Genomic DNA, 23,411 nt, shown 5'->3' on the forward strand with positions numbered 1-23,411 from the left:
CTTCGACGCGCGACAGTTGCAGGATGTCGGAGAGTCAGCGCATGGCAAATCTCGAACAACGGATTGCTCAGGGCCGGGGGGATGAACCCGCCGATTTGGTGCTGCGCGGGGCGCAGGTGTTTGACCTTGTGACGGGGGAAATGATCCCCGGCGATGTGGCCATTTGCGGCGATACCATCGTAGGCATTGGCGACACCTATGACGGGCGCGAGGTGATCGACCTTACGGGGCTGATCCTTGTCCCCGGTTTCATCGACACCCATCTGCACATCGAAAGCTCTCTTGTCACACCCTTTGAATTCGACCGCTGCGTAACGCCGCGCGGCGTAACCACCGCGATTTGCGATCCCCACGAGATTGCCAATGTTCTGGGGCTGGACGGCATCCGCTATTTTCAGGCGGCCTCGGAACAGACTTTGATGGATATCCGGGTGCAGCTCTCGTCTTGCGTGCCCTCGACCCATATGGAAACCTCGGGTGCCGAGATCGACGCCGAAGACTTGCGCGCGGTGATGGGGCATCCCTCGAGGATCGGTTTGGCCGAAGTGATGAATTTCCCCGGCGTGATCCACCGCGATTCGGGCATGATGGCCAAGCTGCGGCTTTTTGAGGGGGGCCATATCGACGGCCATTGCCCGCAACTCACGGGGCGCGATCTCAACGCCTATTGCGCGGCAGGCATCCGCACAGAGCATGAGGCGACCACCGTAGAGGAGGCGCGCGAGAAACTGCAGCGCGGCATGCGCGTGCTGATCCGCGAAGGCTCGGTTAGCAAGGATTTGCATGCGCTCGCCCCGCTGCTGTCGGAGATCACGGCCCCCTATATGTGCCTCTGCACCGATGATCGAAACCCGCTCGATATCGCCGAAGAGGGCCATCTCGATCATATGATCCGGGTGCTGATCGCAGAAGGGGCGTCGCCTCTGGCGGCCTATCGCGCGGCGTCGCTCTCGGGGGCCGAGGCATTTGGCCTCAGAGATCGCGGATTGATCGCGCCGGGGCGGCGGGCGGATATCGTGGCGGTGGGCTCGCTCGCCGCCTGCGACGTGCGGCGCGTGTTTTGCGCCGGTCGTCTTGCGGATGCGGCGGCCTTTGCTGCGCGGGGCACGGTGCCCCCCATCGGGCGATGCTCCGTGCGGGCGCCTGCGGTTAGCCCACAGGACTTTCGCCACGCCGGCAACCGCGCCGAGACGGATGTGATCGGCATTCTTGAAGGCAAGATCCTGACCGCGCATCTGCGCGAACGGATCGAGCCGGTAGAAGGCGACAAACATCCCGATCCCACGCGCGATCTGGTAAGGATTGCGGTGATCGAGCGGCATGGCAAGAACGGCAATATCGCCACCGGCTTTGTTCGTGGTTTCGGGCTCAAATCCGGGGCTATCGCCTCGACCGTTTGCCATGATCACCACAATATCGCCTGTGTCGGGGTGGATTATGCGGATATGGCCCTTGCCGCCACACGGCTGGGTGAGATTGAGGGCGGCTTTGTCGTGGTGCAGGGCGGGCAGGTTTTGGCAGAACTGCCCTTACCTCTGGCAGGGTTGATGAGCCTTGAGCCCTTTGAGGAGGTGCACCATCGTCTTGTCGATCTGCGGGCAGCAGCACGGTCCTTGGGTGTCACCTTGCAGGAACCCTTCCTGCAACTTGCGTTTCTCGCGCTGCCGGTAATCCCGGCGCTCAAGATTACGGACCGGGGTATGGTTGATGTCAACCGGTTCGAAATCCTAGGCTAGAACGCCTTGAAGGTCAGGGTCGTTTCGGTGCGCTCGATCCCGGCGATGTCCAGAAGATTGTCGTTGATATATTTGCCGATATCCTCAGTCTCAGGGATGTAGAGCTTGAGCAGCAGGTCAAAGGGACCGGAGGTCGAGTAAAGCTCTGAATGGATTTCGCGCAGGGCTATGGCCTCTGCCACGCGATAGGAATGCCCCGGTTTGCAGCGGATGTTGATAAAGACGCAGCGCATGAATTCCTCCTGTGGCTCAGCCCCATAGGGCTTTTACTTGCAAGCAAATGCAACGGCAAACTCGGAATGGCCTGCTTGCCACGGCGCAAAACCCAGACGCAGCGCCCAGTATCAAGCCCGGCGCGGAACCGATTGCAACAGCGTCAGCGCGATTGCTTGCGAGGATTGAACATTGAAACTTGCCACCTGCTCGCGCAAGAGGAACCGTTGGATCAATTGCTCCCGCACGCTCTCCGCACTCAGATCCGACAGGGAGCCTATCTTCAATTGCTGCGCGCTGCGGGATTTGATCTCGTCCAACTGCCGATCAAGATCAGCTTGCCCGAAACTGTCTGGAAGACCAAGCGCCACTTCGAATACGCGCCGCAGGGGCGGGTTTCCCAAGATCCGGAACCAGCGCGTGTCCTCGGTCTCTGCATCGCCTGCGATGTCGCCCAATTCGCGTTGGACGTTCAGGGCCAGGCGCAAGGCCTGATTCTGATCCCCGACGGCAACCTCAAATTCCCGACGCCGGAATTTCTCGGTGATCTCGGTTCCAAAGGTCGATAATTGCGTGCGCGGGATCGGACGGTCGGCGAAGGCAAACGCCTCGGACAGCTGTTTGTACCGGTCATCGGCAAGACGGTTGGCAATTGCATCATCCCGAATGGTGCCCTCTTCCAGAATGGCGCGGATAAAGGCGCGGCTGTTGATATCTTCCTGAAGGCCAAACGCCCCCAAGGCCACCCGCAAGAGGCGGCGATCTGAAACCAAACCTTCTGCCGTGGTGATCTTGGCAATGTTCTGCTCGAAATATTCGGTATCGCGCACGATTTGCGGGGATTTGTTGAACAGATCCGTCTGACGCTCGGACGTGCGCGACAAGAGCGCCCAGCCCGACAATCCACCCAGCGGCACTACAGGCGTAAAGTTCATGACGCACGATGCGCCAAAAGACGCTCTTCACGCGGCAGGAGGGCACGCAGGGCCTTGAGGCATTTGTAGTATTCCCCGTCCAGAAGCGCCCGCGTGGCGAGGGTCAACTGGATACGGCTGTCGGGATCGCGCAACGCCTGGCTCAGCTCTTCGATTCGGCGCAGGATCTGGCGGCGCGCGTCCTGCGGATCGCCATCGCCCGAGAGCAGAAGTTGCGTAGCAAAGCAGGCCCTGCGTACAGGCGTTGTTGCACTTTCGGGGTGAATGGCATCCCGAAGCCGCAGGATATGCGCATTTGGCGTCATGATGGACAGCCGCGAGCGGCGGTCGCCGTTCTCGATCACCGCCCCGTTGATAAGCACCCGCTCTTTGGGATTAAGTTTTAGGACGAGGCCGCTCATTGGTCTGCTCTCCTATCGCTCAGCCCGCGCATGATGGCTGTATTGATGTCGATCAAGGGTTGAAGCGATGCGTTTGCATTCAGCACCGCGCTGCTGTGATGATGACAAAACTGCGCGAGATAGACGACTTGGGCCCGCAACGATTGCGGCAGTGGGTTTTGTGGGTCGGCGACGTCAGTCGCCAAGATTGTCCAGAGCCGCCGGTTGTCATGAAGGGCGGCCGCGAGATTGGCTATATCTCTTGGGTCCTGCCCTGCTGCGTGCACGAGGCGTTGGGTGATACGGGCAAAGGCATCATATTCCAGCCCACGGTCAGTCCGGACGGACCGGGATTGGTCGCGATAGGCGCTCTGCGCCAGACGGGTCGCATTCACGTCAAGTCCTTTCAGGGTCAGTCTGTCACCGATCAGATGTCAGGGGCGCCCCGAGAGACGCCCCTGAATGGCTTAGTTCCTGAACAGCGACAGGATGGCCTGCGGGGCCTGATTGGCGATGGACAAAGACTGTGTCGCCAACTGTTGTTGCACCTGCAAGGCCTGGAGACGCGCAGAGGTCTCTTCCAAATCGGCATCGACCAATGCGCCGATCCCGGATTTGATCGCATCCGTCACCTTGCTGACGAATTCGTTTTGATCCGATATCCGTTTGGCCGACGCACCAAGCGCTGCCGCCCCGTCGACCGCCGTCTGGATATGGACTTCGATTGCGGCAAGCGAGGTGTCAGCGGCTGCAGAGTTCGTCACATCAATGTCGCTCAGATCAAGGTTGGCCTCGAAATCAACAGAAGCCACGCTGATGTTCGACGCTGTGACCGTTCCGGTTGCGTCCCGATCGAGGGACGACAGTACCGTTATCCCTGCGTTGCCCGCCGTGTTGAGCAGATTCGCGCCGTTGAATTGTGACGCGCCGATAATCGACGTGACCTGATTCACCAGCTCGTCGACATCGTTCTGGATCTTGCTGTGATCGACGTTTTCACCGGTCGCGGCGACGACCTTTTCCTTGATCTCGTTGAGCAAATTGGTGATCTGCTCTGCCCCGGCCGAGGCCACGGCGACCGTCGATTCGCCCAAAGACAGCGCGTCGGAAACGGCCTTGAAGCCGCTGACGTCGGATTCCATCACCTTGGAAATGGCAAAGATGGCCGAATTGTCCTTGGCCGTTGCGACAGCCTTGCCCGTCGAGATCATATCCTGCGTCTTGGCAAGGTTAGAGTTCACGGATTGCAAGGTCTGAAGAGCGACCATGGCGCTGTTATTGGTCAGAATACTGGACATATCAAGTTCCTTTCGGGTTTGGCGAATTTCGCCATTTCATGGTTCGTCTCCCCGGAGGAGACGGTTTGGACTGTCTTTCTGACGGTTGCAGGGTGCGGGATGGTCCCGGCTGCGCCATCCGTTTCGGGATGCAAGAGATAAAATGCCTTCAAGATGCTAACGGAGTGCTAAGTCCCTTCTCTGAAACGCCGCGAATTTTAGCCAATCCGTCAGGCACGCTTTTCAAGATGGTGCGCGATATCGCCGGGAATCGAGCGTTTGTGACCATTCTGGTCATAGGTGTCCAAGGAACGTCGAATGCGGCGGTGCGCTGCGAGGCGCGCTGCAACGGTGCGAATACCCTGCAAGGCCCCGTCAAGCAGGGCCTGATTGCGGCTCAACTTACCTTGAACCGCAATCAGATCGCCGCTTGCCGTCGCCGAAAGGGCATTGAGCGCGTCTACCAACTGTTCCTTTTTCAACATGAGCGCCACGATCTGCGATAGATCTCCGCGCAAAAGGGCGTCGCGCTCTTCCTCCAGAATAAGGTCGAGCTGTTGGATGATGCGGGTACTCTGATCAAGCGTCATGGGCACGCTCCATCATCGAGCGATAAAAGACATCTGCCAGCCCGATGCCACCCGCTTTGACCATCTCTTGTGCCAATGCCTCGCGGTGAAAGGATGCAAATTGCGATTCGCCCGTGCTTGCCACAAAGCTGTCGCTCTTGGGGTCCAGCCCCCCGAACTTGAGCATTTCAGCAAGAAAGCTTGCCTCTAGCTGTTCGGCCACTTGCTTGGTGCGGGTTAAGCTGGTCGAGGGCCGGTCCACGGCTCTGGAGGAAAGTTGTACAGGGTCAGTCATGAGAATCCCTCAAATTGATCACACTGGACACAAGAAGAACCGAAACCGGTAAAGAAGCAGTAACTGGTTTCTGCAATCCTCCGGCTTATCGCCATGGCATCACGGAGGGCGCCTATGTCAGTAATCCCCGCCAAGGACCCTCTTAATTCTGTCCTTGGGCTTTCATCGGCATTGCCGTCCGGTTTGGGCGCGGCTGCTGCCGGTGGACCGTCGTCTGAAAGGGCGAAAACATTCGCCGACATTTTCCAAAGTGCGGAAGAGGCCGCCTTGGATCTGCAGCGCGAGAAAGACGATTTGTCAGACGCTGGGCTTGCCGCGTCTGTTGTGGATGTCGCGCGGACCCAAATCCGCAAGGAATTGGTGTCCGAGGGTGGATTGCCCAGCACCGATGCCGGGCCTCGGCCACATGCAGGACCGGTGCCTGGGTTATCTGAGGCTGAGGACCAGAACTTGCCGCCTGTCTCGATGGCGGTCGATGGTGCCTTGTCGCAAGCAGAGGAGGATGCCCCCATAGTCCCGATCAAGGGCTATGCCACAGCGCAGTTCGAGGGATCAGTTGCGGACGGGATGACCCCCATAGAGCAGCGATCGGCACCGCATCGGTTTGCAGATCAGACGGCGTCAGCCTCTTTCGCTCATCCGGTGGGCCCGGGCCCAGAGATATCGCCAGAGGACTTCACCCAATTAGACCTAGGCCAAAGATCGTTGACAGGTTCCCATACGGGCGGGGATGCAAAGCAGCCAGCGGCGTGGCGCGCCGATCCTTTTGTCTCTCAGCCCCGGATAAAGGCAGAACCCGACCTCTCCGCGCCCCCGGGTATGCGCCCAGATAGTTCGAATGTTGGCCCGAACCTGACCTATGCCTTAGGGCAATTCGAATTTGATCCAGAGTATGCTCTGGTCACAGAATCGAAGACAGGTTCGCCGCGGGAATTGATATCTGGGTCGTGGGGCGCGTATCCCGCACAGAAGGGTGGTGGATACGCGCTTCCTTCATCTCTGGCCATGCAGTCAGCAGGGCTCAATCTGCTTAGCGGAGGGGAGGCCGCAAAGGCAAACCCATTTGCAGATATCCCGGAGCTTGGTCTTGGAGACGAGGCGGGAATGCCAGCGGTGACCGAGGTTTCCGACTTGCGGTTTGCCGTGTCTACGGGGCCAAACGGGCAATACCAGCCGCTCCTGTCCTTGGCGCGGACCGACTTGCCGCAGGCCATTGCCCAGCAGATTGCGGTGGCGGTGCAGTCGCAGGGTGCTGGCAAATCCACCATCGACCTTCAGCTTGCGCCCGAGGAACTGGGCCGGGTGCGCCTCAGGTTGACAAGCCATGAAGGCGTCGTGGCCGTGACTGTATTGGCAGAGCGGCCAGAAACGCTCGATCTTCTTCGGCGGCACATAGAGACATTGGCGCGGGGGCTGCTGGATGTTGGTTATCAAGAGGCGCGTTTCGCCTTTTCTGGGCAAAACCCTGGCGGAAGCCCGGGTAAGACCCTGAACGCACAAGGCGCCACCCACCGCGAGGATGAGGGGCGCGGCGCGGTGCCAGACTTGTCTGTGCCCCCGGCTCTCAGTTCGCCGGCTTTGGCAGGCGCGCGCATCAATGTCTTGATTTAAAGGAAACAAGATGGACGTGACGACGATTCCACCGGGCACAGCCCTGGACCGCAGCCAAGCAGCCCCCTCCGCAACCAACGCTGCTGCCCCTGCGCGTCCGGCAACCGGTTTCAGCTCTGACTTTGAAACCTTTCTCAGGCTGCTAACGACCCAATTGCGCAATCAGGACCCACTCAATCCAATTGAATCTTCTGATTTCGCTGTGCAGTTGGCGACATTCTCGACGGTCGAACAACAGGTGCTGACCAATGATCTGCTCACAGATCTAGGCGCGCGGTTGGGCGCACAGGGCTTGTCGCAAGTATCCGGATGGATCGGAATGGAGGCGCTGGCAACCGGCCCCGTCGCGTTCTCTGGACAGCCGATTTCCCTGATCGCCACGGTCGAGTCGCAGGCGGATGCCGCCGAAATCGTTGCAAGCGATGCCCGCGGCATCATAGTGAACCGCCAAACGATCCCGGCGCGCTCGGGTCCGGTGGTCTGGTCCGGTCTCGATTCGGCGGGTTTCCCGCTTGCAGAGGGGGAATATACGCTCTCTGTGCACTCCTTCGCGAATGAAGAAACGCTCGCACGCCACAGCGCCAGCTTTTATCGTCAAATCGCAGAAGCACAGTTCGAGGCGGGCGAGACCGTCTTGATCCTCAGGAATGGCGAACGGATCGCCCCTGCACAGGTTCTTGGCCTGCGCCCGGCACCGCAATAGGGCCCCTTTCATTACGCAGGTTTTGCGTATGGCATGGGGTGCAATGTCGACATCAGCCTGCAAACTCTTGCGCGGCTTGGGGCAGCAGATAGGGCACATCCTTCGTTGGCGGCGTACTTATCCTGAGCGCACAGCCGTAGACCGCCGAGAGCGTGCCAGAGGTCAGAACCTCTTGCGGCTTGCCCGCGCCTGCAATCCTGCCCTTCTGCACCATGATGACATGATCGGCGAACATCGCGGTCAGGTTCAGATCATGCATCACCGCAACCACGCCGCCCCCCGCCTCTGCGTAGGTGCGGGCAATCTGCATGACGCTCAATTGTTGGCCAATATCAAGGCTCGAGACGGGTTCGTCCAAAAACAGCCAGTTTGCCCCGCCCGGTCCGACAGGCTCCCAAACCTGCGCAAGAACGCGTGCCAATTGAACGCGCTGCTGCTCACCCCCCGACAGGTCTTGGTAGAAACGGTTGGCCATATGCGCCAATCCCACCCGGGCCAAGGCGCGTTCGGGAACATCAGCCCGCCCGGCATATTGCCCTGCGCTATGGCCTATGCGGACCAATTCGATCACCGTAAAGGGAAAGGCGATCCGCGTGGCCTGTGGCAGCACCCCGCGTCGTGCGGCAAGTGCTGCAGCCGCACGCGGAGTTACCTCCAATTGACCAAGCTGAACGCGGCCCGAACCGGCGCTCTCGCCCGTCAGCACGCGCAAGAGCGACGTCTTGCCCGATCCATTCGGGCCGACAATGGCCGTCACCGCACCTGCGCGGGCAGAAAGCGTGACGTCGCGCAGGATGGTCCGGCCCCCAAGGCCAAGCGTGATCCGCTCTGCAGCCAGCATCACATATCCCCCATCGGGCGCTGTCGGAGCAATATCCACAAGAACACCGGCGCGCCCAGAACCGCTGTGACGATGCCGATGGGCAGTTCGGCTGGGGCAATGATCACGCGGCTGATGATGTCTGCCCCAAGCAGCAAGATTGCCCCGAGAAGCGCCGCATTCAGCAGCAGTGGCCCGTGATCCGGCCCGGTTGCCAGACGAAGCAGATGTGGCACGACAATGCCGATGAACCCAATCCCGCCAGACACCGCCACCGCACCGCCAGTCGCCGCCGCAACCGCGAGAATGGCCAGCGTTTTGGTCTGTTGCACAGGGATGCCAAGATGCAGTGCGGTTGCCTCGCCAAAAGCAAGACCATTCAACCCACGCCCCAGCCCCAGGGCCCCGACCATGGCCACAACAAGGATCGGCATGGCGGTGGCCACCTTGGTCCATGTCGCCCCAGCCAGAGAGCCGAGGCCCCAGAATGTCAGGTCACGCAGCTGCTGATCATCCGCCGCATAGACCATCAGGCCCGACACTGCGCCCGACAGCGCGCCAAGCGCGATCCCCGCCAGCAGCATCGTCGCCACAGACGTGCGCCCACCGCGCGTGGCAACCCCGTAGAGCAAAAGAACAGAGGCCCAGCCGCCCAAGAACGCCGCCGCCGGCACAAGGAACGGACCCAGACTGTCGCGCAGGGCGATGGGCAGCAGGCCGCCCAGCACAATCGCCGTCACGGCCCCAAGACCGGCCCCGGCGCTAACCCCCACGATGCCGGGATCGGCCAGCGGATTGCGAAAAAGCCCTTGCATCACCGTGCCGGAAACCGCCAGAGCCGCCCCAACCAGCGCGCCCAGTAAAACGCGCGGCAGGCGAACCTCCCAAAGGATGATGCTGTGGACGGGTGTATCCTGCCCCCCCGCACCGACCATCGACCAAAGCGAGACCCCGGATGCGCCGGTTTCAAGACTGAGGGCGCACGTCAGAAGCAGACCGAGACCCAGCCACAGATGCGCGCGACGCGCCCGCGCGCGGCGATCCGTGAAACGGCTGGGCGTCAGCGCGTCAGCTTGGGTCACGGTCATTGTCGGTCTCTTGGGGCTGCGGATAAAGGGCTGAGTTCAAATCAAGGGCAGCCGATGCGGTGCGCGGCCCAAAGCCCAACAGATAGAGCCCGTTCATCCGCACAATTGCCTCATTGGCACCTGCCGGCGTGATGCGGATCGCGGGCATGGCAAAGAGTTGTTCGTCCAGGATGGCATGATCGCCAGTTCGGTCCATCATCAGGATCACATCGGGGGCGGCCTCTGCCACAGCTTCATCCGTCAACTGCTTGTAGCCTTCAAAGGCTGTAACCGCGTTGATGCCCCCCGCCATCTCGATGATGGCGGCGGCCTGCGTGTCGCGCCCGGACGCGAGGATGCGCCCGCCTTGCAGGCTGAGGATGAAGAGGACGCGCTTGCGCGCGGCCTCTGGCACTTGAGCAGTCCGCGTGGCCGCGGTTGCAAGCGCGGTGCGCGTCTCTGACGCCAAGGCTTCGGCGCGCTCAGGCACGCCCAAGGCTGCGCCAACAGCGGTAATCTTGGTGATGATCCCCTCGGCACTGTGCGCCTCTGGAATGGTGACAAAACCTACGCCTGATTGCCGCAGGACTTCGATCGTTTCGGGGGGGCCAGCCCCGTCGATAGCGAGGATGAGCGACGGGGCGACCGAGAGCACACCTTCGGGGCTGAGCGCGCGCGCATAGCCCACATCAGGTAATTTGGTCACGTTGGGCGGAAAGGTCGAGGTCGTATCGCGCGCGATCAACCGATCCTCTTGCCCCAAGGCATGCACGATCTCTGTCACCGATCCGCCGATGGACAGCACACGGTCGCCGTCTTGCGCAAGGCTTGTCCCCGCCAAGGCCAAGATCGCCACCTGCGCCAAGAGTGCGCGGCGCGTCAGGGAACTTCCACTCATGTCAGGGCCTCCGTGTCAGCGTTGTGCAGATCCGGAAGCGCCTTTACGACCCGACCAAAGGCCGCGCGGCTGTCACGCCCCTCCTTGCCCAATCCAAAGATTTGAAAAATCAGCGATCCCTGAGCGTCAAACGCTTCTACCGAAATCGCCGCACCGCGTTGCGTCGGTTTGTCTACGGCCCAAACCTCGGCCACATGATCCAACCGCAGATGCAGGTTGAACCCTGGATCCATCACATTCTGCCATGGTCCCATCGGTTTGAGGGTCACAACAGGGCCGGAATGAATCTGAATGCAGCCCCGATTGCCGACAAAGATCATCACTTCGGTGCCTGCCTGCGCCAGTTGGGTCAGAAGGATGTTCACCGCCTCTGGGGCCAATGCCCGCACAAACGGTGCCCCCACGATACGGTAGGCCCCAAGCCGGTTCATCCGCAGTTTGGACGTCAGGCGCAGGAATTGATGCGTATCGGTCATCCGCCGCCATTCCTCGCGCAGGACCTCGATTTTGTCGGGGTTTGATTTCGCAGCCTCCGGGGGCGTGCGCGCCGCAACCGTCAAGCTCTCGGACTGGTCTGGCAGAGCCAGCGAGAGGCGAAGCGCCTCCCATGCGGTCAGCGATGATCCATCGCGCAGGAAAATCTTGTGCACCGCGTCACCTGCGGCGTCGAACACCTGCAGACTGCGCCGGGGCCCTGTCTCGCTCTCGGTTTCGATCATAAAGGCATGGCGCCAATGGCTTGGGAACATCCTGAGGTCGATATCCTCGGTCAGGACCATCGCCGCATGTTGTCCGCTGTGATAATTGTCATAGCGCCCCACTTTTTCATGCACGCAACTTTCATTGCGGGTGAGCGCCATCACTTCGCCAAGGCGTTGGGCGGCCCCCATCACCTGATCGGGGTGCGCGGCAATGGCCGTCACACCGCGTCCGATGTGGGCCGCGACCAGTTGCGCTTCGCTGATGCCAAGGCGGTTCGCCTGATCGCGGCTGCGCATCTTGGGGTTGTCGGCCATAAAGGCACGGAGTGCGTCGGGGGTAAGGGGAGCAGAGTCTGTCATGCCGGCCTCATGTCTGGATGGATGGGCTGGCTGCATCGCACCTGCGGCGCGGACGTGGCTCTCGAAAACGATTTCTCAAAGTTGAATCGCAATCTTGACTCTTTTACTCATAAAAGATTAAGGAGCGCAAGACCGATCCCAGAAAGATCGTTCGACCGCTGAAATCAAACGAAAAAACCGTGCCAGCCTTTCGCAAGCACAACGGTGTGACAGCCATTGTCAAGGAAACGAAAGGGACACGTGATGACATCGCGCACACGCTGCAGACTACTGACTACGACCTGCCTTTGCATGGGGCTCGGCTATGGCTCTGCCAGTCTGGCACAGGAAACACCCGGCCAAGAGGGGTTTCTTGGAACGCTGACGCTGGGAGAAAGCAAGCGTGCGGTGCAAACCGATACCGCCACCCCCACGACCGTGATCGACCAAGACGAAATCCGTGACCGACAGGCGGGTTCGGTGGCCGAATTGCTCGTGACAGTGCCGTCTGTGGCCCTGCTCAATGGCGACACGGCGCAGGGGTCGGGTATCTCGATCCGTGGGTTTGGGTCTAACGACACGTTTGGCACGGATCAAAAGGTGCTGATTCAGGTCGATGGCGCAACGCGCGGGTCCGAGGAGCTTTACCGCATCGGCACACAGCTTTTCACCGATCCTTTCCTCTTCAAGGAGGTTGAAGTGATCCGTGGAACGGTGGGATCGTTCCAATATGGCTCTGGCGTGGTTGGTGGGGTGGTTCGGCTTGAAACCATCGACCCTGAGGACGTCACCGGGGGCGAAACCGGCTTTGGACTGCGTCAGACACTGGAGTTTCAGACCAATGGCAATGGTGTGACATCCTCGACCATCGGGGCGTGGCAGCCCACCGAGGACTTTGGGGTGCTCTTCAACTATGTCAGCCGCAGACTCGGCTTTCCTGAGGATGGCAATGGCGCTGTTATCAACCCCCTGAGGGCACGGATTGACGATCCGTCCTGGTTGATCAAGGCCAAGTATCGTTTTGGCGAAGACAAGGCCCATTCCATTGAAGCCAGCTATCAGGATACCCAAAGTTCGCAATTCGACGTGCCATTCGACAGCTTTGGCAACCTCACCTTTTTCGGGAATGTCGACCGAGAGGTCGAAAGCCAGACCAGCATTCTCAAATACAACTTCAACCCGCTCAATGATCTTGTTGATCTGACGCTGCAATATTCGCACGTTGACGAGTCGATCTTGCAGAACGCGGTGTCTTGTCCTGGCAGCCCGCCCGCGCCGATCACGATTTGCTCGGAGCTTCTCAACGCTGACCATGACTATGAAACCACGACGCTTACACTCAAAAACACGTCCCTGTTTGACACCGGCGCGTTGCGCCATGATCTGACGGCGGGGATTGAGTATATCAACCGCGAGCGCGTCAATGCCTTTGCCGCACCGGGGGGCGAAGACAACCGCTGGGCGATCTTTGCGGTGGACGAAATCGACATCGGCCGCGCCTGGACCTTAACGCCTGCCATTCGGTATGAAACATCAAAGGTCGAGGGGGACACAGCGCCAAACGATGGCCGCTTTTCCGAGGATGCGCTGATGGGTGGGCTGTCGCTGCGCTATGCCTTTGACAATGGCTTTGCCCTGTTCGGCAGCGCCGCCTATACCGAGGTTTTGCCGATCATCGACGATCTGGAATTCCCGATCCGGGTAGGGCGGAGCGAAAAATCACGCACCTATGAACTTGGCTTTTCATATGACCGTCGCGGTCTCTGGCGAGACAATGATAACCTCGCGCTCAAGGTCACGTATTTTGACAGTGAGCTTTGGGACGTGAATTCCTTTGTCGATACGACGCCCGCGCAGAACCTGCTGGATGAAATCCAGACCCAAGGGCTGGAGTTCGAGGCGTCCTATGCCATGGAAAGCGGCTTTTACGTCGATTTCAACGCGACTATCGCCGATGGCGAAGAGGTGGATCTATTGGGCGGCGTGCGCGACTGGCGCAATCTTGCGGCCAACAGCCTGCGTGCGACCGTGGGCAAGGTGTTTGACGATACCTATGACCTGAGCTGGGAGGTTGTCAGCGCCGACTCCATCACCGTCAACGGGGTGCGGGATGACGGCTACACGGTCCACAACTTGCGCGGCACCATCGCGCCCAAGCGCGGCGTGTGGGAAGGAACCGAGTTCCGTCTTGGGATCGAAAACCTGTTTGACGAACAGTATATGCCCAATCTTGCTACCCGCCCGGCGGTTGGGCGAAACTTCAAACTCACGCTGGCCAAAACCTTCTGAGACGGGCTTGGGGCGGTAGAAGGGGCGGGTTTACCCGGCCTGCCGCCCCGGCTTTACATCATGCCGAGACCTTTCAGAGCTTGCGCGCGCGGGATCGCTCGATCACGCTGGGCACGAGCGAATCCAACCCTTCGACGACATGTATCTTTTGTGGTCGCCACCATCCGGCCACATACCATCGCAAGGGGGCAATGAACCGCAAGGAGCCAAGGCATGAAAGACACTGACCCCGATGCAAAGCTGGTCATCCCGCAACCACTGAACCTGATTGGCAATGCTTGGGTTCCCGCGCGCTCGGGGAGGGTGATGGAGGTGCTTTCGCCCATTGACGGGCTGCCCTTTGCCCAGATCGCCGACAGCGATGCCGCCGATATCGACGCGGCCATCGCAGCGGCGCGCGCGGCCTTTGATGGTGGCGAATGGTCAAGGCTGACTGCGGCAGAACGCGGTCGCCTGATGATCCGCCTGTCAGAGCGTATTCTTGAGAATATCGAACCTCTGGCCCAGCTCGAGCGGCGCGACAACGGCAAGCCGATTGCACAGGCGCGCACTGACATGAAAGTCACCGCGCGCTATTTTGAATTCTACGGCGGTGGCGCCGACAAGGTGCATGGCGAGATTGTGCCCTTTCTCAACGGCTATAATGTCGAGGTGCACCGCGAGCCTTATGGCGTGACCGGCCATATCATCCCGTGGAACTATCCGGCGCAGATGTTTGGCCGCTCGGTCGCCCCGGCGCTGGCCATGGGCAATGCCACGGTCCTGAAACCGGCCGAGGATGCCTGCCTCAGCGCGCTTCGGATTGCGGAACTGGCGCTCGACGTGGGCTTTCCGCCCGGTGCCATCAATATCGTGACCGGGCGCGGTGCGGTGGCCGGTCAGGCTCTGGCGGATCATCGCGGGATAGATTTCATCTCCTTCACCGGATCGCCCGAAGTGGGCGTGATCGTTCAGACCGCAGCTGCCAAGAATTTCATCGGCTGCACGCTGGAACTGGGCGGCAAGTCGCCGCAGATCGTGTTCGACGACGCCGATCTTGACGCGGCCATGCCCGTTCTTGTCAACGCTGTGATCCAGAACGCCGGACAAACCTGTTCTGCGGGCACGCGCGTGTTGTTGCAACGCGGCATCTATGACCGCGCCGTTACCGAATTGACCGCGCGTTTCAGCGCAATTGCCGCCTCAGAGTCTGGCGAGGATGCGGTGCTTGGCCCGCTTATTTCGGCCAAGCAAAAAAAGCGGGTCGAGACCTATATCGCCGAGGCCGACGCACCCTTGATGGCCCGTGGCAGCATCGATCCCAAGGCCCCAAAAGGCGGCTATTATGTCGCTCCGGCAGTATTTGGCCCCTGTGATCCCAAGGCGCGGATCGCGCAAGAAGAGGTTTTCGGCCCGGTGCTGTGCCTCATCCCGTTCGAGGATGAAGCAGAGGCCATTTCCATCGCCAACGCCACCGAATACGGTCTTGTCGCCGCGGTCTGGACCAAAGATGGCGGACGCCAGCAACGTGTCGCCAAGGCAATGCGCTGCGGTCAGGTGTTCATCAACGGCTATGGCGCGGGCGGCGGGGTGGAATTGCCGTTTGGCGGCATACGCAAATCCGGGCATGGCCGCGAAAAGGGCTTTGCGGCGCTGCTGGAATTCTCGCGCATCAAAACAATCATCAACAATCACGGCTAGGCCGCACGCAAGCGGAAAAGACCAGACCAAAGGAACGCAAGATGAGACTGGATGGAAAACGAGCCCTCGTGACCGGCGCGGCTTCGGGCTTTGGCAAGGGCATAGCCGAGACCTATATCCGCGAAGGTGCCAAGGTAGCAGTGGTCGATATGAACGCGGACGGTGCGCGCGCCGTGGCACGCGACCTTGGTGAGAACGCCATCGCCGTGACCTGTGATGTCTCCAAAGGCGATCAGGTGCAGGCCGCCGTTGACGCCACTGTTGCGGCCTTTGGTGGTCTTGATATCGTGGTCAACAACGCAGGCTGGACCAATCCCAACAGCCCGTTGATGGACACCGACGAGGCGACATTTCGCAAGATCTATGAGATAAACGTGCTGTCGATCTTTCACATGACCAAGACCTGCGTGCCGCTTTGGCGTGCTGCTGGAGGCGGGGTGATGATCAACATCGGCTCTACCGCAGGTATCCGCCCGCGTCCCGGTCTGACGTGGTATAATTCGTCCAAGGGGGCCGTGAACCTGATGACGCGCTCATTGGCAGCGGAATTGGCCCCCGACAAGATTCGCGTCTGTTGTATCGCACCGGTGATGGGGGCGACTGGATTGCTGGAACAGTTCATGGGCATGCCCGACACGCCCGAAAACCGCGCGCGATTTATCTCGACCATCCCGATGGGCCGCTTGTCCGAGGCACGCGACATTGCCAACGCGGCGCTATATCTCGCCTCGGACGAGGCGGATTTCATTACCGGCGTGGTGCTCGAGGTTGATGGTGGCCGCACCATCTGAGCGATGTGTTGGCGGTGTCGTGAAACTGTCTGTTCGGCCTGATGACCATACGCCAGTGCTTGATCTCTGACGCATTCGCGGCAAGGCTGAGACAGAGCGCTTGGGCGCAACAAGGACCTCTATGACTCCCTTCCGCTTTCTTCATACCTCGGACCTGCATCTTGGGCGCGCTTATGGCGGCTATCCCGAGGGCATTCGGCACCGCTTGCGCGAGGCGCGGCATGGCGCGATATCCCGGCTGGCCAAGGCTGCGCGCGACGGTGGGGCAGGGGTGGTGCTGCTTGCGGGCGATACGTTCGATGCCGAAACGCCCGCCCCAGACACGTTGCGGCAAGCCCTCAGTGCGATGGGCGAGGAACGCGATTTGACTTGGGTGCTGCTGCCCGGCAACCACGACAGCCTTGCGGCCTCCGAACTTTGGCGGCGGATTGCACAAGACCCACCTGGCAATCTGATGGTCCTCACGTCTGAGGTGCCGGTTGCCCTTGCCCCTGACCATTGGCTCTTGCCTGCGCCATGTACACAACGCCGTCCGGGGCGCGATCTGACCGAGGCGATGTCGGCCCCCACACCCCAAGGGGCGCGCCGTATCGGGCTTGGGCATGGGGCGATCACCGATTTCTCGGGCGAAGAGGGGGCCCTGGGCATCATTCCGCCCGACCGGGCCGCGCGCTCGGGTCTTGACTATCTCGCCCTTGGCGATTGGCACGGGCAGATGCAGGTGACGCCCACTACCTGGTATTCCGGCACCCCCGAACCAGACGGGTTCAAGCACGATGCGCCGGGTTCTGCGCTTCTTGTGACGCTCGGGGGGACGGCTGAAGTGACGCCGGTCGAAACCGCGCAGTTCCGTTGGCGTCGCCCGGCCCTCGACCTGCTGCCGGGCGAGGATCTGACCGCTCGCTTTGCTGATATCCTGCCACAAAGCCGTGCACGCGATCATCTGGTGCGGCTCACTGTGACGGGACGCCTGCCTTTGGCTGACCGCGCCGCGCTCGAGGCCGCGCTGGCCGCTCGTGCCCCGGATTTCGGCTGGTTCGCGGCGGACCTCTCTGCTTTGGGCGTCGAGGCGCTGCCCGAAGACCTTGACCAGATCGACCGCGCCGGAGCGCTGCGTCAGGCTGCTGAAGTGTTGCTGGCCGAGGCAGGGGATGCCACACTTTCACAATCCGACCGCGATACGGCGTCTGCGGCACTCGCGCGTCTCTATGCGCTCAGTCAGGAGGTGCAGGCGTGAAGCTCCGGGTGATCGAGGTGACCAATGTGCGCCGTTTCGCGGGTCAGCGCGCACGCCTTGGCCAGATTGGCGACGGCATCACTGTGCTCTCTCAACCGAATGAATTCGGCAAATCGACCTTTTTTGACGCGCTGCATGCGTTGTTTTTTGAACGCCACAACAGCCGGAATGCGGCCATCAAGGCGCTGCAACCGCATGCCGGGGGCGCACCCGAGGTGGCGGCCGAGGTGGAGCTTGCGGAGGGGCGGTTTCGCATTGCAAAGCGGTGGCTCAACCGCCCGCAGGCGCAAGTGCACGACACCAACGGCCGCCTGATCGCTCAGGCAGATGAGGCGGAGGCGTGGATTGACCGGCTGATGGGCGGCGGCCTTGCTGGTCCTTCCGGCCTGCTCTGGGTGCGGCAGGGGTTGATGGGGTTGGAACCAGACGGCAGCAGCGCAGATGACAAGCGTGAGCGCGAGCGCGGGTTGAATGCGCGGCGCGATCTTTTGTCTTCTGTCGCGGGCGAGATTGACATGATGACCGGCGGGCGGCGGATGGATGGCGTGATTGACCGCGTGACCGAGGCGCTGTCGAGATTGGCGACCGCAACCGGACGCCCCAAAGCCGGGGGAGAATGGGCGCGCGCGGTGGAAGAGGCCGCAACACTTGCCACCGAAGAGGCCGAGTTGCGCCCGCGCGCCGAGCGGCTCTCGGATGATCTGATCCGACGGGCGGAGGTGCAGCGTCACCTTGCCCGACTGACCGATCCTGCGGATGCGGCGGCCCGCGCACAAACCTTGGCCGAGGCTGAAGCCGCGCATCAGGCGGCCCAGGCCCATCAGGCCGAGGTTGCACAGGCCGAAACCGCCCTACGCCTTGCCACACTGGATGCCGAGCATTTGCAGCGCGATGTGCTGGCCGCCGAAAGCCGCGCCGCCCGCCTTGAGGAGGCCCGCAGCGCAGTTGCCAAGGCCGAAGAAGCGGCAAAGAAGGCCCGCGCGCGTGCCACTGAGCTGACCGCACGCGATAGTGCCGCTGCGGTGAATGCCGAGGACCAAGGCACCAAGGCGCGTGATCTGCGCAACCGTCTGCATCAGGCCACCCGCGCCCAAGCGGCGCAGGCGGCGCAGATCAAGGCAAACGATCTCCAGCGCCGGCTTGACCGCGCCACCGAGCTTTGGGCGATGCTGAACAAGACCGAAGCGGCGCGCGCCCGTATCCGCGTCACGCCCAAACTGCTCGACGCCGCCGACAACGCCCAAAGCGCGCTTGATCTGGCGCGGGCGCGGGCCGAGGCACAGGCCGTGACGATCGAGGTTCACCCTGACGGCTCTCCAGCGCTGCATGACGGTCAACCTCTTGGCACAGGCCCGACGCCGATCTTAGTGCCGACTGAGCTTGCCTTGCCGGGGTTTGGCAGGCTGCACATTGATCCGGGTTCTGCGCGCGGCACAGACAGCGCCGCCGAGGTTGCGCGTGCAGATCAGGCGCTTGCGCGCCTTTTGGCGGAGGCGCAGGTTGACACGCTGGCCGCCGCCCGCACGCAATGGGCTGAAGCCCAACAGCTTGAGGCAGAGGTGAAACAGGGTTTGGCTCTCTGCGCCGAAGTAGCCCCCGACGGTGTTGAGGCGTTGCGCGCGGCCCTTGCGCGGGCGCAGGCCGAGGTGGCCGATGCCCCGACAGAAGCCGAGGATGTTGCAGCCCTGACCAAGGCGCTGACCGCTGCCGAAACCGACGAGGCGACCGCCCGCGCCGCCGCAAAAGCGGCGCATGAACTGGCCGTGACCGCAGGTGAAGCCCGCGCCGCAGCCGAGGCCAATCGCAGCAGTGCGGCGCGGCAGTTTGACTCTGCCCTGTCCGAGGCCGGAGACCCAGAGGCTCTTGTTGCGCTAATCGCCGATCTCAAGGCCCGACAACCCACGCTCGCGAACATCTGCCTCAGGGCGCAAGAGGCCTGCGACCGTTTGCGCGCCACAGCGCCGGACCTTGCCACCACCGAGGCGCGGCTAACTCGCGCCAAGGGGGCGGTCGAGCAGGCTGCACGTGATCTGGCCAAAAACCGCGAAGACCTTGCCAGCCTGAACGCCACCATCACCGCGCTCGCCGAGGAGGGGATTGAGGAACGCCTCTCCACTCTCGCCGGGGCCCGCGCCGAATCCGAGGCACGCGCGGCCCGGTATGAGGCCGAGGCGCGCACCCTGACCCGCCTTCGGCGCGCGTTGGACGAGGCGCGAACCCTCGCCCGAGACGCCTATTTTGGCCCGGTTCTGCGTGAGTTGCAGCCGCTGCTCGCCATCCTTTATCCGGGGGCACTGCTAACGATTGACGACACCAGCCTTTTGCCCGCGACCCTGACCCGCAAAGGTCAGGCCGAGTCGCTCGAAATCCTCTCGGGCGGCACCCGCGAACAGGTGGCGATCCTGACACGACTGGCCTTTGCCCGGCTCTTTGCGGCCTCAGGGCGCCCCGTCCCTGTGATCTTGGACGATGCTCTTGTCCATTCGGATGATGACCGCATCGAGGCCATGTTTGACGCGCTCCATCGTTCGGCCCGTGACCAGCAAATTCTCGTGCTCACCTGTCGACAACGCGCCTTCGCAGCCTTGGGCGGCACGCGCGCAGAGGTGACGGTTGACCCAACCTGAGCGCCGCATCGGGCCCGTGCGCTGCGATGTCAGGGTAGAGACCAGAAGCGTCACTGGAGACACCAATACGCAAGACCCGTCCCGTGCTTTCCACTCCACCTGGAAATGGTTCATCCCCCAATGTGGCGGACGGGTGCCCCGGAGCATAGGACGTCTCTCGTCGCCCACAGAGCCGCGCGGTCGTAGAACGGGATCACCCAGGTGTTTGATCCCGGACATCTAGCCCTTCAACACGCGGGCAGCCGTCGCGGAGTAGGGCGGTGGTTTGTCTCGTGCGGGGGCGAACGATCTCGCCGCCAAATCGCAACGCGCCCCGGATCGTGACCCGTACTGGCACTGGTTGGCGGATTGCGTCGTGGCGCGTAAGCTGCCCAGAGACAAGCCCCGGTTGGTAAGCGCGGGCCGGGGTTCTAGAACGGTGGAGGCCAGTCGTGTCGAGGATCTTCGGTGTATTCAGGAGCGTGGTTTTCCTAGTTTGGCTCAGTGCGGCGCTCGCGTCCACGGCGATTGCGGCGAGCATCTGGGCGCTGCAGATGACGTCTGCGGTTGCGGCGATGAGCGCCAAGGCCGTGGCAACGGGGATTGCACATCGTCAGCAATTGGCGAAGGCCGTCGCGAAGACCAAGGCGAAGGCCCGGCTCAGGAGGGCAATCGTTGCCGTTCCTATCGCAGGCATCGGCGCAATCGCCTATTTCGAAGAGCAAGACTTTCGGGAATGGCTGGAGGAAAACCCGGAGGGCACGCGCCAAGCCTACGCCTGCGAAGTGGCGGCGTTGACGGCGGAGGTGATCGACGAGGTCCTGCAGGACCTGCCAGAGATCGCGCGCCCGGCGCCAGAGACGGTGCTGGATTACATGCCGGAGTGTGAGTAGTCGGGTAAATCAGGCATCAGAGATATGTCTGCTCACCTCTCGCTGAAAGTGCCACGCCCCGGCGCGACTCGTGCGAGGCGTATTCCGCTGTACCTTTCAGGCCATCCCCTCGCGGGCGGTCGTTGGCTTTAACCCCGAGCCTCTCGAGATCGGCTCACAGGCGGGCAACAAGCGCGACGACTGGGGCTATTGGGCCTACGGGCTCGATCCAGACTACCTCTGACATCCCGCGTGGGAGAGGCCCTCGCCGAGCAATCCGGGGCGTCACCCAAGCCACCCGCCAGCGGGGGCACAAATCGGGGCACTTTCGCGCTGAGAACAGCCCGCGCGCATCATCGGATCAAGGATCGGGAGAACTTGGCTGGGGTGGTAGGAACAAAATCCAACTTTTTCTAAGTGCTTGAATTCAAATAACCCATTGCCATTACAACATTAATTTCTCTAGAACTGTTCCGGAATGGTGTTCCGGAATAGTGGGGCGGAGATGGGTGGACACACGTATTTATGGCGTCGCAAGGCAGTCTATTATGCGCGCATGGATGTGCCGACTGACCTAGTATCGGTTGTAGGTAAGACGACCTTAAAGAAGTCGTTGAAGACCTCGGATGTGGCTACGGCAAAGCGGTGTATGTGGCCGGTGATCCAGCAATGGCAGCGCGAGTTCGATTTACTTCGCGCACAGCGCACTCTCGTTGAGGCTGATTTAGAACTCGCCGTGTGGCAGCATTATACCGATAGCGTTGAGCGTGACGAGGCGCGCCGCCAGAACCTGCCGACACAGAATGACATTGATGAAGCGATTGAGCGCGCTGTTGGCTACGTCGAGAAAGAAAGCATCGACATAAATGACCCGCTCGCACGTCTCGATGCCCGGCTAGAGGTGCAGGTTCTCCAAGATTGCCTGCGAGGAGCGAAGAGTGTCGATGCCAAGGCGCGTAAAGCCAAGCTGTCAGCTCTGCGTAAGCACTTGGCTACCGGAGAGACCGCACTTATCGAGCATGAGGTCGATGCGTTTCTGGCGAGGAACAAGCTAGTTTTGACGCGCGGCTCCCCTGACAGAAAAGCCCTCGCCAGAATGATGATGCGCGCCGAGATAGAGGCGCTGAGGCGCGCACAAGAGCGCGATGAAGGCGACTACAGTGGCGTCCCGCTAGACCCGATCGTGAAACCGGCAAGTGGAAGCGCGAGAGTGCTGGCTGGACCTGGTGAGAGTATTGTCGAGGTGTTTGAGCTCTATTCGGCGGAAAATCCCAACCAGGTGAAGGCTGACACGCTGAACCAGGCGCGCCGTGATATTGGCTTGTTCGCGCAATTTGTCGGCAGCACGTATCCAGTGAAACTGATCAGCAAAAAGAACGTGCGTGAATGGAAGGCGCTGCTCCTCAAATATCCAGTCAAAGCCGCCGAAAGTAAGGTATTCAGAGGCATGTCCTTTGAGCAGACCGTGCAGCACAATGCACAGGTAGGAAAGCCAACAATCACACCTCGCACGGTCAACCGTCATCTATCAAGTCTAGGTGCGTTCTGTAGGTGGCTTGTTAGCCACGGCTATCTGGACCAAAATCCTGTGGATGGCATGACGCTCAACAAGGAAAAGCATTCCAAGACTCTTACATTCAATGCGGAGCAGATGAATGTAATCTTCAGGTCGCCCTTGTTTACCGGGTGCCGCAGTGACGAGTTGCCTCGGTTCATAAGGCAGCCGGGGAATGTAATGGTCAGGGATCACCGATATTGGGTGCCCCTTATCATGTTGTTCTCTGGGGCAAGGCCGGGAGAGATCGGACAGTTGGCGATAAGTGACGTTCGGGAAGAGCATGGGCACTGGATCATGCACATCACCGACGATGGGGACGACGATAAGAGCGTCAAGAACGATAATTCGCGACGCATCCTGCCTGTTCACGAGCAGCTATTAGAGCTTGGGCTTATAAACTATCACTCAAGACTCAAGTTGTCTGGGCAGACGCGCCTTTTCCCAGAGGCGAAGCGAAATGCTAGGGGCCAGATGATGGCTGACTTCTCTAGAATGTTCTCGCGATATCTCTCCGGTCTAGGTATCAAGAACGGCCGTGGCTATAGTCAGTATTCGTTTCGGCATGGGGCGGCAGATGCACTGCGTAGAGCAGGATATCTCGACCACGAATTTACATTCCTGTTGGGGCATGGTGATACATCAATGACTGGGAGATACGGCATGATCCCTCAGGGCCTCCTAGAAAAACGTATCGAGTTGATAAATGCCATCGCCTATCCAGGACTGGACATCGATCACCTCAAGACCCTTTGACCGGATCAACGTGACCAAGAGAAGAGAGCAAGCGGTCCAGTCGGATCCCGTTTTTACTCACCGCTTGCTTTACCGGCTTGT

The 23,411-nt window shown here is 60.9% G+C and carries 22 protein-coding genes; 11 read left to right on the top strand and 11 right to left on the bottom strand.

Translation table 11 applies throughout. The annotated features are described in order from the left end of the window. The first annotated feature begins 41 nt into the window (after window positions 1-41). Complete coding sequence (gene ade / locus GC127_RS11145) at window positions 42-1,736, top strand: adenine deaminase (RefSeq protein ID WP_151978094.1); 1,695 nt, start codon at window positions 42-44, stop codon at window positions 1,734-1,736. Here the strand turns inward: ade and GC127_RS11150 are convergent. From GC127_RS11150 to GC127_RS11180, 7 genes are all read right to left on the bottom strand, one after another. After that, window positions 1,733-1,969, bottom strand: coding sequence for an Lrp/AsnC ligand binding domain-containing protein (locus GC127_RS11150; protein WP_008281500.1), 237 nt, complete (start codon window positions 1,967-1,969; stop codon window positions 1,733-1,735). The genes ade and GC127_RS11150 overlap by 4 nt on opposite strands. 111 nt (window positions 1,970-2,080) lie before the next feature. Beyond that, a complete protein-coding gene (locus tag GC127_RS11155) occupies window positions 2,081-2,884 on the bottom strand; it encodes a DUF1217 domain-containing protein (RefSeq protein WP_008281501.1) in 804 nt (267 codons plus the stop codon). Then, the gene (gene flbT, locus GC127_RS11160) at window positions 2,881-3,285 is read right to left on the bottom strand and encodes a flagellar biosynthesis repressor FlbT (protein ID WP_008281502.1); all 405 of its coding nucleotides are present in this window, start codon (window positions 3,283-3,285) and stop codon (window positions 2,881-2,883) included. The genes GC127_RS11155 and flbT overlap by 4 nt, the downstream gene beginning before the upstream one ends. Then, window positions 3,282-3,659 (bottom strand): flagellar biosynthesis regulator FlaF, encoded by a 378-nt coding sequence (gene flaF / locus GC127_RS11165; protein ID WP_151978096.1) that lies wholly within the window; start codon window positions 3,657-3,659, stop codon window positions 3,282-3,284. Before flaF ends, flbT begins: the two co-directional genes overlap by 4 nt. 72 nt (window positions 3,660-3,731) lie before the next feature. Continuing rightward, window positions 3,732-4,562, bottom strand: coding sequence for a flagellin (locus tag GC127_RS11170; protein ID WP_008281504.1), 831 nt, complete (start codon window positions 4,560-4,562; stop codon window positions 3,732-3,734). Window positions 4,563-4,771: 209 nt separating this feature from the next. Continuing rightward, the gene (locus GC127_RS11175; RefSeq protein ID WP_008281505.1) at window positions 4,772-5,131 is read right to left on the bottom strand and encodes a flagellar protein FlgN; all 360 of its coding nucleotides are present in this window, start codon (window positions 5,129-5,131) and stop codon (window positions 4,772-4,774) included. After that, entirely contained in the window at window positions 5,121-5,405 is a 285-nt protein-coding gene (locus GC127_RS11180; protein ID WP_254700078.1) for a rod-binding protein, read from the bottom strand. Before GC127_RS11180 ends, GC127_RS11175 begins: the two co-directional genes overlap by 11 nt. 1,113 nt (window positions 5,406-6,518) lie before the next feature. Here GC127_RS11180 and GC127_RS22815 point away from each other — a divergent pair. Next, window positions 6,519-7,016, top strand: coding sequence for a flagellar hook-length control protein FliK (locus GC127_RS22815; protein WP_199861232.1), 498 nt, complete (start codon window positions 6,519-6,521; stop codon window positions 7,014-7,016). Window positions 7,017-7,026: 10 nt separating this feature from the next. Beyond that, window positions 7,027-7,719 carry a flagellar hook capping FlgD N-terminal domain-containing protein gene (locus GC127_RS11190; protein ID WP_008281508.1) on the top strand — a complete coding sequence of 231 codons (693 nt, stop codon included), beginning with the start codon at window positions 7,027-7,029 and terminating at the stop codon, window positions 7,717-7,719. Between the two features lie 52 nt (window positions 7,720-7,771). Here GC127_RS11190 and GC127_RS11195 read toward each other — a convergent pair whose 3' ends face one another. From GC127_RS11195 to GC127_RS11210, 4 genes are read right to left on the bottom strand one after another with little or no spacing between them, the layout of a single operon-like run. Then, entirely contained in the window at window positions 7,772-8,560 is a 789-nt protein-coding gene (locus GC127_RS11195) for a heme ABC transporter ATP-binding protein (protein ID WP_151978100.1), read from the bottom strand. After that, window positions 8,560-9,627, bottom strand: a complete 1,068-nt coding sequence (locus GC127_RS11200; protein ID WP_151978102.1) for an iron ABC transporter permease — start codon at window positions 9,625-9,627, stop codon at window positions 8,560-8,562. The genes GC127_RS11195 and GC127_RS11200 overlap by 1 nt, the downstream gene beginning before the upstream one ends. Then, complete coding sequence (locus tag GC127_RS11205) at window positions 9,608-10,504, bottom strand: hemin ABC transporter substrate-binding protein (RefSeq protein ID WP_151978105.1); 897 nt, start codon at window positions 10,502-10,504, stop codon at window positions 9,608-9,610. Before GC127_RS11205 ends, GC127_RS11200 begins: the two co-directional genes overlap by 20 nt. Beyond that, window positions 10,501-11,565 (bottom strand): hemin-degrading factor, encoded by a 1,065-nt coding sequence (locus GC127_RS11210; protein ID WP_151978107.1) that lies wholly within the window; start codon window positions 11,563-11,565, stop codon window positions 10,501-10,503. Before GC127_RS11210 ends, GC127_RS11205 begins: the two co-directional genes overlap by 4 nt. Window positions 11,566-11,856: 291 nt before the next feature. Between GC127_RS11210 and GC127_RS11215 the strand changes: the two genes are divergently transcribed. From GC127_RS11215 to GC127_RS11245, 8 genes are all read left to right on the top strand, one after another. After that, window positions 11,857-13,833 (top strand): TonB-dependent receptor, encoded by a 1,977-nt coding sequence (locus GC127_RS11215; protein WP_151979714.1) that lies wholly within the window; start codon window positions 11,857-11,859, stop codon window positions 13,831-13,833. A 213-nt stretch (window positions 13,834-14,046) separates the two neighbouring features. Next, window positions 14,047-15,513, top strand: a complete 1,467-nt coding sequence (locus GC127_RS11220) for an aldehyde dehydrogenase family protein (RefSeq protein WP_151978109.1) — start codon at window positions 14,047-14,049, stop codon at window positions 15,511-15,513. Window positions 15,514-15,554: 41 nt separating this feature from the next. Then, on the top strand, window positions 15,555-16,304 hold the full coding sequence (locus GC127_RS11225; protein ID WP_037297914.1) for an SDR family oxidoreductase: 750 nt from the start codon (window positions 15,555-15,557) through the stop codon (window positions 16,302-16,304). A 121-nt stretch (window positions 16,305-16,425) separates the two neighbouring features. Next, a complete protein-coding gene (locus GC127_RS11230) occupies window positions 16,426-17,541 on the top strand; it encodes a DNA repair exonuclease (RefSeq protein ID WP_151978111.1) in 1,116 nt (371 codons plus the stop codon). After that, entirely contained in the window at window positions 17,538-20,168 is a 2,631-nt protein-coding gene (locus GC127_RS11235; RefSeq protein WP_151978113.1) for an ATP-binding protein, read from the top strand. The genes GC127_RS11230 and GC127_RS11235 overlap by 4 nt, the downstream gene beginning before the upstream one ends. Before the next feature lie 461 nt (window positions 20,169-20,629). Then, complete coding sequence (locus GC127_RS11240; RefSeq protein WP_254700820.1) at window positions 20,630-21,040, top strand: hypothetical protein; 411 nt, start codon at window positions 20,630-20,632, stop codon at window positions 21,038-21,040. Window positions 21,041-21,110: 70 nt separating this feature from the next. Further along, a complete protein-coding gene (locus GC127_RS22820; RefSeq protein WP_199861233.1) occupies window positions 21,111-21,263 on the top strand; it encodes a hypothetical protein in 153 nt (50 codons plus the stop codon). Window positions 21,264-21,524: 261 nt separating this feature from the next. Then, on the top strand, window positions 21,525-23,330 hold the full coding sequence (locus GC127_RS11245; protein WP_254700080.1) for a site-specific integrase: 1,806 nt from the start codon (window positions 21,525-21,527) through the stop codon (window positions 23,328-23,330). Window positions 23,331-23,411: the final 81 nt, after the last annotated feature.

The organism is Roseovarius sp. EC-HK134, assembly GCF_902498815.1.
Classification (GTDB): domain Bacteria; phylum Pseudomonadota; class Alphaproteobacteria; order Rhodobacterales; family Rhodobacteraceae; genus Roseovarius; species Roseovarius mucosus_A.

Excerpts from the sequence above, each read along its gene's own strand:
- GC127_RS11195 (WP_151978100.1), bottom strand. The coding sequence starts at position 8,560 with ATGCTGGCTGCAGAGCGGATCACGCTTGGCCTTGGGGGCCGGACCATC.
- GC127_RS11245 (WP_254700080.1), top strand. The coding sequence starts at position 21,525 with ATGGGTGGACACACGTATTTATGGCGTCGCAAGGCAGTCTATTATGCG.
- ade (WP_151978094.1), top strand. The coding sequence starts at position 42 with ATGGCAAATCTCGAACAACGGATTGCTCAGGGCCGGGGGGATGAACCC.
- GC127_RS11220 (WP_151978109.1), top strand. The coding sequence starts at position 14,047 with ATGAAAGACACTGACCCCGATGCAAAGCTGGTCATCCCGCAACCACTG.
- GC127_RS11200 (WP_151978102.1), bottom strand. The coding sequence starts at position 9,627 with ATGACCGTGACCCAAGCTGACGCGCTGACGCCCAGCCGTTTCACGGAT.
- GC127_RS11155 (WP_008281501.1), bottom strand. The coding sequence starts at position 2,884 with ATGAACTTTACGCCTGTAGTGCCGCTGGGTGGATTGTCGGGCTGGGCG.
- GC127_RS11230 (WP_151978111.1), top strand. The coding sequence starts at position 16,426 with ATGACTCCCTTCCGCTTTCTTCATACCTCGGACCTGCATCTTGGGCGC.
- GC127_RS11210 (WP_151978107.1), bottom strand. The coding sequence starts at position 11,565 with ATGACAGACTCTGCTCCCCTTACCCCCGACGCACTCCGTGCCTTTATG.
- GC127_RS11175 (WP_008281505.1), bottom strand. The coding sequence starts at position 5,131 with ATGACGCTTGATCAGAGTACCCGCATCATCCAACAGCTCGACCTTATT.
- GC127_RS11205 (WP_151978105.1), bottom strand. The coding sequence starts at position 10,504 with ATGAGTGGAAGTTCCCTGACGCGCCGCGCACTCTTGGCGCAGGTGGCG.
- GC127_RS11170 (WP_008281504.1), bottom strand. The coding sequence starts at position 4,562 with ATGTCCAGTATTCTGACCAATAACAGCGCCATGGTCGCTCTTCAGACC.
- GC127_RS11150 (WP_008281500.1), bottom strand. The coding sequence starts at position 1,969 with ATGCGCTGCGTCTTTATCAACATCCGCTGCAAACCGGGGCATTCCTAT.
- GC127_RS11190 (WP_008281508.1), top strand. The coding sequence starts at position 7,027 with ATGGACGTGACGACGATTCCACCGGGCACAGCCCTGGACCGCAGCCAA.
- GC127_RS11215 (WP_151979714.1), top strand. The coding sequence starts at position 11,857 with ATGGGGCTCGGCTATGGCTCTGCCAGTCTGGCACAGGAAACACCCGGC.
- GC127_RS11180 (WP_254700078.1), bottom strand. The coding sequence starts at position 5,405 with ATGACTGACCCTGTACAACTTTCCTCCAGAGCCGTGGACCGGCCCTCG.
- flbT (WP_008281502.1), bottom strand. The coding sequence starts at position 3,285 with ATGAGCGGCCTCGTCCTAAAACTTAATCCCAAAGAGCGGGTGCTTATC.
- GC127_RS11225 (WP_037297914.1), top strand. The coding sequence starts at position 15,555 with ATGAGACTGGATGGAAAACGAGCCCTCGTGACCGGCGCGGCTTCGGGC.